This is a genomic window from Microcystis sp. M53598_WE2, assembly GCF_030067735.1.
Lineage (GTDB): Bacteria > Cyanobacteriota > Cyanobacteriia > Cyanobacteriales > Microcystaceae > Microcystis > Microcystis aeruginosa.
The window spans coordinates 1-11,309 of record NZ_JASJFE010000152.1; the positions used below are offsets into that span (position 1 = coordinate 1).

Below are 11,309 nucleotides of genomic sequence, written 5' to 3' on the forward strand. Positions count from 1 at the left end.
TCTCATCAAATTAGTCCCCCCATAGAACCCCCTTGAGCCATCTTGCACACTTTTCTCTTTTTGTCAAATTTTATGTTAAGAAAGATGTGACTAATGGATAGCTTATCAAGCAGGGGGGAGCCATCTTCAATTTAAATATAACCAGCTAAGTGAACTACTCTCAACAGAGTTGAGAGCTTCCTATTTCACGGGGGATTGCCTCAAGACGGACTTACGCCCAACTTTTGGTCTTACATCCCCTCTATAGGCAGTATCGCTAGTTCCTAACGACAATATCCGTAAGGCTTCATTTTTGATGTTTATCGCCGCATTTATATCACGATCATGGGTTGTTTTGCAATGCTCACAAGTCCATGTTCTAACATCAAGTGGTAAACTCGCTACTTGATTTAGACAGACATTACAAGTTTTAGAACTAGGGAAAAACCTATCAACTTCGATATAAGTTTTTCCTTCCCATTCTGCCTTGTATTTAAGCATTGTACAAAACATTCCCCAACCACAATCACTAATAGCCTTAGCTAAATTATGATTGCGTACCATGCCTTTAACATTGAGATTTTCTACCGCAATAACTTGGTTTTCGTTAACTATCTTACGGGATAGCTTGTGGAGAAAATCCTCACGACATCTTGAGATTTTAGAGTGAACTTTAGCTACTTTACGTCTAGCTTTTTGACGGTTGTTACTTCCCTTCTTTTTACGGGATAACTTTTGTTGTTTACGCTTTAAATTACGTTGATGTTTAGCTAAATGTCTAGGATTCTCATACTTACTACCATTGCTGGTAATGGCAAAATGAGTAAGTCCTAAATCAATTCCTATGCCTTTGCCATCCTTTGATGTCTCAGGCAACTCCAATTCGTCATCAACTAAAATAGAAGCGTAGTATTTACCGTCTGGAGTTTTTGAGATAGTAACGGTTTTAATTGTTCCTTCAAATTCCCGATGACGCACACAATAAACTAATCCAACTTTACCCGGTAATTTGAGGTAGTCACCTTCAAACTTGACATTAGCTGGATAGCTAATTGATTGCCTACCATGTTTGGACTTGAATCTTGGTAATCTAGCCCGTTTTTCAAAGAAATTTTGATAAGCTTGCGATAAGTTCAAAGCAACAACCTGTAAGCACTGAGAATAAGCATCTGTCAACCACTCATATTCTTTTTTGAGACTAGGCAATAGTCCCTGAATATAGTTTCGTGTTAGCCCTTTTCCTGTGGTTTTATAGGTTTCTTGGCATAAATTCAAGGAATAGTTCCAAAACCAGCGACAACAGCCGAAGCCTTTAGCTAAGGCTATTTCTTGCTCGGTATTGGGTTTTATTGTGAATTTATATGCTTTGTACATGGCTGTTATCAAGAATCTATATTTATGATAACACAACTTTATAGAATTGTCTATATGCTGGTCAGCATTCATCCCATCGCTAAAAGCGAGGGACTTCTGCTGACACTAAGTTAAATCAACTTCTGAAAGACAAAAAGGGCAAAAAATCAGAGTTTTAGCAATAAAATAACTATTTTTTGACCAAAAAAGTCATTTATTGGCTTTTATTGCCTTTTATCTCCCGGCATCCCTGTTTTAACCCCCATGAATCCCAACTGGGCGATCGAGATGAATTTTTTGGACTGCTTATTGGATAGAATAGGAAGTTAGGCCATCTAATCAAATCTGTATCCTTAAGGCTATGACAATTATTTCTCGATCGATCCCCCAATCACCCACTAAATCATCGTCTATCGGCGGCTGGCGCGGTTTGATCGAAGAATATCGCCAATTTCTGCCCGTAAGCAGTAAAACCCCTGTAATTACCCTCCTAGAAGGCAATACACCCCTGATCCCCGCCCCCTATCTCTCAGCACAAATCGGGCGCGATGTCAAGGTTTTTGTCAAATATGATGGTTTAAATCCCACCGGCAGCTTTAAAGACCGGGGCATGACCATGGCCATCTCGAAAGCTAAGGAAGAAGGGGCAAAAGCGGTGATTTGTGCCAGTACTGGGAACACCTCGGCGGCGGCGGCAGCCTATGCAAGACGGGCCGGGATGCGGGCTTTTGTGATTATCCCCGATGGTTATGTGGCCTTAGGAAAATTAGCCCAAGCTTTATTGTACGGAGCCGAAGTCATCGCTATTAATGGCAACTTTGATGATGCCCTCAAGATTGTCCGCCAACTATCAGAAAATTATCCCGTAACTTTAGTCAATTCCGTCAATCCCTACCGTTTAGAGGGTCAAAAAACTGCTGCTTTCGAGATTGTCGATGTCTTGGGTAATGCCCCCGACTGGTTATGTATTCCCGTGGGTAATGCGGGCAATATTAGCGCCTATTGGATGGGATTCTGTCAGTATCACCAGATAGGCAAATGTGACCGACTGCCCAAGATGATGGGTTTTCAAGCTGCCGGGGCTGCCCCTTTTATCTCCAAACAACCGGTTGACCATCCCGAAACCCTAGCCACGGCTATCCGTATCGGCAACCCCGCTAACTGGGAAAAAGCCTGGGCCGCTAGTCACGCTAGTCAAGGGCAATTTCACGCAGTCAGCGATGAGGAAATATTGGCAGCCTATCGGATTTTAGGGGGCCAAGAGGGGGTTTTCTGTGAACCAGCCAGCGCCGCTTCTGTGGCAGGATTATTAAAAGTGCATCAACAGGTTCCCGATGGGGCTACCGTAGTGTGTGTTTTAACGGGAAATGGCTTAAAAGACCCAGATTCGGCGGTAAAACACAGCAATAACCAACTAAAATCCGGGATTGCTCCCGAATTAACCCAAGTGGCTCAAATTATGGGCTTCTAAGCCAACGTTAATTCGGGTTAAGCAGTGCTTCTATAAAACTCCCTTAGAACTGGGAATTATACCGGCGCGACGGGGATCGATCGCTATGGCCATACTCATCGCCCGGGCAAAAGCTTTAAAAGTAGCCTCAATAATATGATGGGAATTAATCCCGTCTAATTGACGAATATGTAGGGTCATTTGACTGTGATTGACCAAAGCAACGAAAAATTCCCGCACTAGCTGAGTATCGTAGGTTCCCACTCTTTGGGTGGGAATTTCTAGACCATAACTGAGGTGGGGACGACCGGAAAAATCGAGGGCAACCTGCACTAAAGCTTCATCGAGAGGGGCGACAAAATGCCCGAAACGGACGATCCCTTTTTTGTCCCCCAAAGCTTGCAGTAAAGCTTGTCCGAGGGTGATTCCCACGTCTTCATTGGTGTGATGGTCATCAATTTCTAGATCTCCAGTGGCACGCACATCGAGATCGATCGCAGCGTGGGAGGCGATTTGCTGCAACATATGATCGAGAAAGGGAATTCCTGTCTGGGCGCGACAATTGCCGCTACCATCAAGATCGATCGTCACCTGTACATCGGTTTCTTTGGTAGTACGACTAACGGAGGCGCGACGGCAAGGTGAGACAAAAGAATCGGGGATCTGGGAAGTGGAAATCATTTGCAGCAGTTATCTTAATGGTGAGATACGAAGTTTTCCTTTTCAGGAGACAGGAGACAGGAGACAGAAGACAAGAAACAACTATCCTACCCATAAAACCTAAGATTATGTCAAATTTATCCGAGCTTTTAGATATTTTGACCCGATAGCAGCTCGATAACTTACTTGTGCGGGGGGTCTAGAAAAGAACGTAGGTTGGGTTGAAGCATGAAACCCAACGCCCGCATGGGTTACGCTACCGCTAACCCATCCTACAAATAATTGTGTCTCCCTACTTAGCTTAACAAATTAGGTTTTAGATTCGGCCCTTGTAATCAGTAAACTTAAAACTCACATCTGATTACTGATAACTGATCACTGATAACTGAAAAGGCCTAACTTTCTGGTTCAGTTTTAGCTTCCGCCGGTGGACCGGGGGGCAAAGCTTCCTCGCTGACAGGTTGAGGATTTTGGCTAGTGGGGGGACTAGCGGGGGAACCCTCCGGCTGATTGAGAGCGGGGGTTTGGGGAGGAGCTTCTGGGGCTTTTTGCTCGATTATCGCTTCTTTGGGCGGTTCTTGCTGGTTTTGGACTGGATTTGGTCCTGTGGTTTCGGGCGGCTTGACGTTATCCGGTTGGGGACTAACGGCGGGTTGTGGCGGTTGATTAGGACGAAGCGGGGTTTCAATTGCCGGCGTTACGGGGGGGGAGTTACGGGTATTGAGGTTACTACCCTCCGGTTTTGGGGGATTAGCGATCGCACCTCGGCACACTTCCGGGTTAGGGGCAAAACTGACTCGCACCTGATAGATTCTCGACTCACCACTGGGATTATTAAAACGAGTTGATCTCACTTCCCCAGCCGCCTGTTGATTGAAAATCGGGAAGCCAGCACTTTTAATTAACTGGGGTTCACTGCTGAGGCGGCCTTGAGCATCCACCGTTACCCCATAAACCGCCGTCCCCGCCAATTGACGGGAACAAGCCGTAGCGGGATAATTACCGGTCAAATTGACGGTAGTTATGCCTCCGCTGCCCTGATTGGGCTGATTTAGTTCATTTAAGGCGTTAGGATTACTTTTTTGGACTCTGGCCAGCCAATCCACCTGATTTCTCATCGCATCCTCGTTACTGGTATTACTTTTATCCGCCTCCAGGGAGCGCAAACGTTCCCGCATTTCCCACATTAATTGTTGACGACGCTGTTCATCTAGGGGCGATTGACCATTCGGCTCCGGTGTGCGGGCTAGGGAATTGTTTAATTGTTCCTGCGCCTGTTGCGATGCACTAAGGGGCGAATTTCGCAATCTATCTAAAGTTAGATTATCTTGGTAGGGATCGAAGTAAGGCCGCACCTGCTGGTTATTAGTCTCCCTAGGCAGATTATTATTGTCCGGCAGGGTGGGAACAGCAGGAGGACTGGGTAAACTGGGGGTAGAAGTGGGAAAATTGCGAGGAATCGGTAATCTACCCAGGGAGGGGATAGATGCCACGGGAGGAGAATAGATATTGACGGAGGGTAAAGAGGAGAGGGGAGGTAAAGCGGGTAAGGAAGGTAAGGGAGGAAGGGAAGAAACCGAGGGTAAAGGAGGTAAGGTGCTGTTATGGATGCCATCCATGGGGGGGAGAGGAGGCAAAGAGGAAGAGGACGAATTGGGGTTAGGCAGTTCCGGTAAGCTGGACAGGGAGGAGTCGAGACTGGGAAGACGTGACTGCTCTAGAGGGTTTAATTCAATCAGATTGACGTTGCGTAAATCCTTTTTTGGCTCCTGCGCTGGATTATTGAGGAAATTAGGTAAGATAATCGCTAAAATTAGGACGTGAATACCAAGAGAAGCGGCGAACGAGAGATTATTAGAGTTAATTAGTTTATTTTCTTCGGTTTCTAGACCAAAATAGGAGGATGTCATAATGCTAGTTAATTGAGCAGAGCCTTGAGGGGAAAAGTTAACTCTATTTTAATCGTCAGGGCGATTTTTTTTCTTGAGGGCGGGGAATTAATTGGTGTCAGTACCCCACCACCCCACACCCCACACCCCACACCCTGCCACCACCGAAAAACTTTTTCAGCCAACCCTACTTATGCGGTGAGCGGGCCACAGCTTTTAATTTGGGATACAATTCCGAAGGGTCTAACAAAGGGATAAACTCATCGATTGCCGGTTTAAAATTAGCCGGAAAATTCTCCCTAGTTCCAGGACCGTTAGGCGATTTAGGCACTGATTCTAATTCAGGGAATTTGGGCGTTTCCGGGGTTAACTGCGAGAATAATTCCTCCACATTACTCATACCTTTGCGAGGATCATTAAAAAGAGAAGTTTCTAAGTTGAGTAAAGAATCTTTACTCGTAGCTACTGTGCCATTATTATCGGTTTTTCCCGCTTCTGGCTCTGGACAGGGCTGCTCAAGGGTGGGAGAAGGTATATTGATCTGTTCCCGTTTAGGGATAACTGCTGGTTTTTTGCCATCTAACTGGGAATCTAGCAAGTTTTTACAAACCAAGCGCTCGAATTCCCCCGTAAAATGAAAGGTAGGATGGCCGCGACGGTGCCAAATTTTGAGGATTTCCTCCACCGAAATGACTTTGTAACGTCCCTGATAGAGTGCCTCTAAAATCGCCATGCGAATCCAATTTAGCGAATAGATGGGCAACCAGCGCTCGATTAATTCTTGCGCTTTATATCCTCTCATTTCAAATCGATATTGGTTGAGTATAGTCGCTATCTGCATGAGGTTGATCTCTGGGCTAATCTCTGCCATAGAATTTACAAAAACAGTGAGCGCAATCGTTACGGCTACTAGGCACTCTATATATTAAGATTCTATTCAGGTTTTTCCTAGTGGTTTTTCCCTATTCTCCCCACACTTAACCCATTCGGCACATCTTCGCTCAAGGTCAGTTGACTCCCTACGTTCGGGTTCGCTTTCGGTGGCAATTTTTCCCCCGCTAACTCCTGCGCAGTTTAACGGCAGTCCTCTGGCGACCTTAAGATAGTTTTTGTTTTTCCCTTGACTATGGTGGCCAAGCATACACCTCTTTGTTACCACAACTTGGGTAATTTGTCAATAAAAAAGCAAAATTTCCTCAATAAACCCAGAGGAGATAGAACTATAGCACTACCCTGACAGCCCAGAACCTTGCCGTTGACTGAATACCCGATCGAGTTTTTCTGAGTCTCCAGAAATTTTTTGTTAAAATTTGCAACATAACTTAACAATGTGTTACACTTCTTAACATAAGCATACAAAAGGAGCCTCCCCATGACTGCCCGCGGCTACACCACCGAAGAACAAGGAAGACTGAATAATTTTGCTGTTGAACCGAAAATGTACGTTGATAGTTCTAGCAGTCTCGGTTTTACCAAAAACGCTGAAAAATTGAATGGCAGACTGGCCATGATTGGCTTTGTCTCTCTTTTAGCCATTGAATTGTTAACCGGTAAAGGAATTATTGCTTGGATTACCAGTCTCTAAGAATTAACAATCCCGTCGCGCTGTTCGGGGAGTTCAGTCCCCGTCCATACGGGGTGGTTTAGATACCATAAATGCCCTCAAAAACAGCTTTAGCAGGACCTGTCATGTAAACCCGGTTATCGGTTTGAGACCAGTGAATCTGAAGACAACCACCGGGGAGTTCCACGGTACAACGGCGATCGCATTTGCCCGTCAACAGGGCTGCCACCACCACAGCACAAGCACCAGTGCCGCAAGCGAGAGTAATTCCCGCTCCTCTTTCCCAGACACGCATCTTCATATAATCCGGTGCGATTACCTCCACGAACTCCACATTAGTCCGTTGGGGAAAAACTGGATGATGCTCAAATTTTGGCCCGATAGTTTCTAGGGGAATAGAGGTCAGATCATCGACAAAAGTGACACAGTGGGGATTACCCATACTAACGCAAGTAACTAACCAATCTTTGCCCTCCACCTCTAGGGGAACCGCGAGGACTTTTTCTGACCCCTTGACCAAAGTGGTGGGGATTTCACTGCCTAGGAGTTGCGGCGGTCCCATATCGACCGTTACCTGTTCATTGGCTTCTAAACGGGGAATTATCGTTCCTGCTAGAGTATGAATGCGATAGGTGCGGCCAATGGTGTTGTTAGCCTCTAAACGGGCGATAAATTGGGCTAGACAGCGAATACCGTTACCACACATTTCCGGTTCCGAACCATCAGAGTTGAAAATTCTCATGGTGTAGTCGGTTTCCGCTTGGCCGGGAAGCGCAAAAATCACGCCATCGGCACCGATGCCAAAATGTCGATCGCACATAGCCACGGCCATTTCCGCTGTGATCAGGGGTTCGGGACTGTGACGGTTATCTATCAAAATAAAATCATTGCCCAGGCCTTGATATTTGGTAAAGGGGATTTTCATGGTCAATAAAAGCTGCTCAACAGGAATAATAGAGGATGAACACCTCATCGATAAACTCATTATGTCTCAATTCGATCCTGGTCTGCCGAGTATTAAACAAGTACAGAGCTATATTCAAGAGAAACGGGAAGTAGAAATTAAGTTAAGCACCGATGATCTCCTCGTTGGTCGCATCCTTTGGCAAGATGTTAACTGTCTATACCTAGTCGATCACTACGATAAACCCACTTTAATTTGGCAACAGTCTCTGGTTTATTTAAGACCCAAAGCCTAGGGGGAAATTGGCGATATTTGGCTGTGGGATGCGTCCCGGACGCATCAAAAATTCAGTAGCAAGCAGATAGCTTTTGAGCAAATGTAAGGTCAGTTGGGGTTAAGGAGATTTGGCCATGAATTTTAGCAAATAATCAGGTGGGATGGCGAGGATAGCATCAGAATTTGAGTTGATCGAAAATTTGGGTCAAATTGCCAAATAAAGAAAGTCAGAGAGTCCAGCCGAGCGATCGCCATTCAACTTCAGATATAGATTGCCGCTCAGAGGAAAAAGAATAAGCAGATTGTCTGCTAACAATTTGGGACACTGCTGTACATAACCTGTTATACTCTTGGCAAAACGACTCCACCGCGATTGTTATGCTGGAAAATCAGGTCAGGGCAGATGCCGCCTCTAAGGAGCAGATACCTACTCTAGAATTATCGATCGTCATGCCCTGTCTCAACGAGGCGGAAACCCTGGCCACCTGTATCGGCAAAGCACGAGATTATCTGGAACGACACAAAATTGCGGGAGAGGTGCTAATCGCCGATAATGGCAGTAGCGATGGTTCCCAAGAAATTGCCACTAATTCAGGGGCGCGGGTGGTTCCTATCCCGGAAAGGGGTTATGGTAGCGCCCTGCGGGGGGGTATCGCCGCCGCCAAAGGTCAATACATTATTATGGGGGATGCCGATGATAGCTATGACTTTACCAATCTCTCGCCTTTCCTAGAAAAATTGCGACAGGGTTATGATTTGGTGATGGGCAATCGTTTTCAGGGGGGAATTAAACCCGGGGCGATGCCGGTATTGCATAAGTATCTGGGCAATCCTGTCTTGACTTGGTTAGGACGGTTATTTTTTGGCAGCCCCTGTGGTGATTTTCACTGTGGATTGCGCGGGTTTAGTAAACGGGCGATCGAACAATTGAACCTACGCACCACTGGCATGGAATTCGCCAGCGAGATGGTGGTGAAAGCATCCCTCTACGGCCTGAGAATTACCGAAGTACCAACCACTTTATCCCCTGACGGTCGCAGTCGTCCCCCCCACCTAAAAACTTGGCGCGATGGCTGGCGACATCTCCGATTTCTCTTAATGTATAGTCCTCGCTGGTTGTTTCTCTATCCCGGACTGGCTTTAATGTTTCTGGGATTTGTGGCGACGATTTGGTTTATGACCCAACCCAGAGTTCATACCCTTCTCTATTCAGCCACAGCTTTGATTATTGGCTTTCAAATCGTCAGTTTTGCCATCTTCACAAAAGCTTTTGCTATCAGCGAGGGTTTATTACCGGAAGACCGCAAGTTAAGACGATTTTTCCGTTATCTTAATTTGGAGGTGGGTTTGATCATCGGAGGAGGTTTAATCTTGTTGGGAATCGGAGGATCGATATATGCTTTTCAAACTTGGGAAGCGAGGCAATTCGGTACTTTAGACCCTGCTGTAACCATGCGTCTCGTGATTCCTTCAGTGACCTGTCTCGCTTTGGGAATACAGGTGATTTTTTCCAGTTTCTTTTTAAGTGTATTGCAACTAAAGAGAGGATAGATAGTTTCTCAGATACATGAGGTTCGTTCTGGCATCTGAAATACCTGATTAGTAAGGATTATTCCGTGCTTCACCTTGACCAGAAAGGCTGTAAGAGAAAGCAATTTGTCCTCAACCGGAGAAAACCACTCCTATTCAGCCTAATCAATGCTGTCCAACTCCATTAAAACTATCAACAACTATCTCCATAAGTCTGGCATTGAGGTTATTTCAAGGTTAGTAATTTACTAAAAATCCTCTTGTGATATAATCGGCACGACAAAGCAATTATTAAGCTAACCTTTAATCCAGGTAGTAATTATGACTATTAACAAAAAATTGTTGAGGAGATTTCTACATGATTATCCCTTTCAGCCCGCAACTGCTGTCTGGAGAGCGACAGAAATAGATCATGTGATAGCCTATCCCTTTCCCGAGGGATTTGGTCTCGATCTCGGTTGTGGTGACGGACAACTGACCCAAATCATTTTAGAATCTGTCGGGACAAGAAGCATGGTCGGTATAGATATAGACCCTCAAGAAGCGGCTTTAGCCGAAAAATCAGGAATTTACGAACGAATTCACATTACTCCCGCCGATCAAATTCCCGAAAAAGATTCCTGTTTTGATTGGGTATTTTCCAACTCAGTTTTAGAACATATACCTAATCTAGATGATGTGATTGCGGAAGTGTCTAGACTATTAAGGCCTGGTGGTCAATTTTTGTTAACCGTGCCAGGAGATAAATTTCACCAATGTTTGGGCGGCCCTGTGTTACCGTGGGTTTCTCTGGAAGAATATAGACGGGAAGTGGACGAGCGCTTTGCCTGCCTGCGATATTGGAGTGTAAAAGATTGGGAAAATCATCTTCTTCCTCATGGTCTTCAAATTGAACGGGCTACAGAATATCAGACCGCCAGCGAAGTAAGAAGATGGGAAACAATCGCCCGTTATACGTCAGGTATCATTTACGGATTGATGAAACGCAGTAAACAGCCGATCGAAATTCAGCGCTCTTTGGGAGTTAGAAAAGCGAGTGCTAAAATGCCTTGGTTTTTAGCCCGTATTCTCGCTAACTTGTTGAGCTTTAATCTAGATAAACCTGATTCTAGAAAGGTGGAATTAATGGGAGGATTGATGATTTTGGCTCGGAAGATCTAAAAGAATATGGGCGAACGGATTACCGCACTATCCATTCAGTTGCGGTGATCGATTCACTTCACGTTTAGCTATTACATACCGCTTATAACCTCCTCTGTGCTATTTCCGCCCGCTTTTCCTTCCCTCGATCATGTCGGAGTACAAAATCAATAACTTATCTTTAAATCAATGACATGGAAAATTATCGATATAGTGGCTTTGATTATCTTCGAGGAATTGCCTGTGTGTTAGTCGTTCTGTGGCATTCTGGAGGATTAGACTTTTTACTATCTTTCGAGTTTATAAGAGAACTTACCCGTGTTTTTTATTATAACTTTTGTCTATTGTCGGTTCCCATTTTCTTTCAAATTTCTCTATTTTTGACCTATAGTAAAGGTGCCAGCTTTCAATATATCAAGAATAGAAAAGTTCCGCAGTTATTAAAAATATATTTTTTTTGGACGATTCTCGGAGCGATTGCGATATATATTCTGGGTGGCAGGATAAATTTCCCCTTTTCCCGAGGACTTGTCGGATCGATCATGTGGTTATTGCGAGGTGGAA

At 45.0% G+C, this 11,309-nt stretch carries 11 protein-coding genes; 6 read left to right on the top strand and 5 right to left on the bottom strand.

The window, feature by feature from the left end; genetic code table 11:
- Positions 1-180 precede the first annotated feature (180 nt).
- Positions 181-1,353 carry an IS200/IS605 family element RNA-guided endonuclease TnpB gene (tnpB, locus tag PX636_RS03385; RefSeq protein ID WP_002764978.1) on the bottom strand — a complete coding sequence of 391 codons (1,173 nt, stop codon included), beginning with the start codon at positions 1,351-1,353 and terminating at the stop codon, positions 181-183.
- A gap of 340 nt (positions 1,354-1,693) precedes the next feature.
- Here tnpB and thrC point away from each other — a divergent pair, with 340 nt between their 5' ends.
- Positions 1,694-2,803 carry a threonine synthase gene (gene thrC, locus PX636_RS03390; RefSeq protein WP_002745674.1) on the top strand — a complete coding sequence of 370 codons (1,110 nt, stop codon included), beginning with the start codon at positions 1,694-1,696 and terminating at the stop codon, positions 2,801-2,803.
- A 30-nt stretch (positions 2,804-2,833) separates the two neighbouring features.
- On the opposite strand, the gene hisB is transcribed toward thrC, so the two are convergent.
- The 3 genes from hisB to PX636_RS03405 all read right to left on the bottom strand — a co-directional run bounded on the left by hisB (position 2,834) and on the right by PX636_RS03405 (position 6,202).
- Positions 2,834-3,463, bottom strand: coding sequence for an imidazoleglycerol-phosphate dehydratase HisB (gene hisB / locus PX636_RS03395; protein ID WP_002782099.1), 630 nt, complete (start codon positions 3,461-3,463; stop codon positions 2,834-2,836).
- Positions 3,464-3,837: 374 nt separating this feature from the next.
- Positions 3,838-5,352 carry a TonB family protein gene (locus PX636_RS03400; protein ID WP_288116227.1) on the bottom strand — a complete coding sequence of 505 codons (1,515 nt, stop codon included), beginning with the start codon at positions 5,350-5,352 and terminating at the stop codon, positions 3,838-3,840.
- Between the two features lie 166 nt (positions 5,353-5,518).
- On the bottom strand, positions 5,519-6,202 hold the full coding sequence (locus tag PX636_RS03405) for a hypothetical protein (RefSeq protein WP_002796567.1): 684 nt from the start codon (positions 6,200-6,202) through the stop codon (positions 5,519-5,521).
- 501 nt (positions 6,203-6,703) lie between these two features.
- Between PX636_RS03405 and PX636_RS03410 the strand changes: the two genes are divergently transcribed.
- Entirely contained in the window at positions 6,704-6,916 is a 213-nt protein-coding gene (locus tag PX636_RS03410) for a CAB/ELIP/HLIP family chlorophyll-binding protein (RefSeq protein ID WP_002756687.1), read from the top strand.
- 58 nt (positions 6,917-6,974) lie between these two features.
- On the opposite strand, the gene dapF is transcribed toward PX636_RS03410, so the two are convergent.
- Entirely contained in the window at positions 6,975-7,820 is an 846-nt protein-coding gene (dapF, locus tag PX636_RS03415) for a diaminopimelate epimerase (protein ID WP_288116229.1), read from the bottom strand.
- Between the two features lie 61 nt (positions 7,821-7,881).
- Between dapF and PX636_RS03420 the strand changes: the two genes are divergently transcribed.
- From PX636_RS03420 to PX636_RS03435, 4 genes are all read left to right on the top strand, one after another.
- Positions 7,882-8,094, top strand: coding sequence for an Hfq-related RNA-binding protein (locus PX636_RS03420; protein WP_002756689.1), 213 nt, complete (start codon positions 7,882-7,884; stop codon positions 8,092-8,094).
- 359 nt (positions 8,095-8,453) lie between these two features.
- Positions 8,454-9,626 carry a glycosyltransferase family 2 protein gene (locus PX636_RS03425; protein ID WP_288116231.1) on the top strand — a complete coding sequence of 391 codons (1,173 nt, stop codon included), beginning with the start codon at positions 8,454-8,456 and terminating at the stop codon, positions 9,624-9,626.
- A 300-nt stretch (positions 9,627-9,926) separates the two neighbouring features.
- Positions 9,927-10,766, top strand: coding sequence for a class I SAM-dependent methyltransferase (locus PX636_RS03430; protein ID WP_002787626.1), 840 nt, complete (start codon positions 9,927-9,929; stop codon positions 10,764-10,766).
- 173 nt (positions 10,767-10,939) lie between these two features.
- A partial coding sequence (locus PX636_RS03435; RefSeq protein ID WP_288116232.1) for an acyltransferase family protein occupies positions 10,940-11,309 on the top strand: 370 nt, incomplete at its 3' end.

Excerpts from the sequence above, each read along its gene's own strand:
- dapF (WP_288116229.1), bottom strand. The coding sequence starts at position 7,820 with ATGAAAATCCCCTTTACCAAATATCAAGGCCTGGGCAATGATTTTATT.
- thrC (WP_002745674.1), top strand. The coding sequence starts at position 1,694 with ATGACAATTATTTCTCGATCGATCCCCCAATCACCCACTAAATCATCG.
- PX636_RS03400 (WP_288116227.1), bottom strand. The coding sequence starts at position 5,352 with ATGACATCCTCCTATTTTGGTCTAGAAACCGAAGAAAATAAACTAATT.
- PX636_RS03410 (WP_002756687.1), top strand. The coding sequence starts at position 6,704 with ATGACTGCCCGCGGCTACACCACCGAAGAACAAGGAAGACTGAATAAT.
- PX636_RS03420 (WP_002756689.1), top strand. The coding sequence starts at position 7,882 with ATGTCTCAATTCGATCCTGGTCTGCCGAGTATTAAACAAGTACAGAGC.
- PX636_RS03430 (WP_002787626.1), top strand. The coding sequence starts at position 9,927 with ATGACTATTAACAAAAAATTGTTGAGGAGATTTCTACATGATTATCCC.
- PX636_RS03425 (WP_288116231.1), top strand. The coding sequence starts at position 8,454 with ATGCTGGAAAATCAGGTCAGGGCAGATGCCGCCTCTAAGGAGCAGATA.
- tnpB (WP_002764978.1), bottom strand. The coding sequence starts at position 1,353 with ATGTACAAAGCATATAAATTCACAATAAAACCCAATACCGAGCAAGAA.
- PX636_RS03405 (WP_002796567.1), bottom strand. The coding sequence starts at position 6,202 with ATGGCAGAGATTAGCCCAGAGATCAACCTCATGCAGATAGCGACTATA.
- hisB (WP_002782099.1), bottom strand. The coding sequence starts at position 3,463 with ATGATTTCCACTTCCCAGATCCCCGATTCTTTTGTCTCACCTTGCCGT.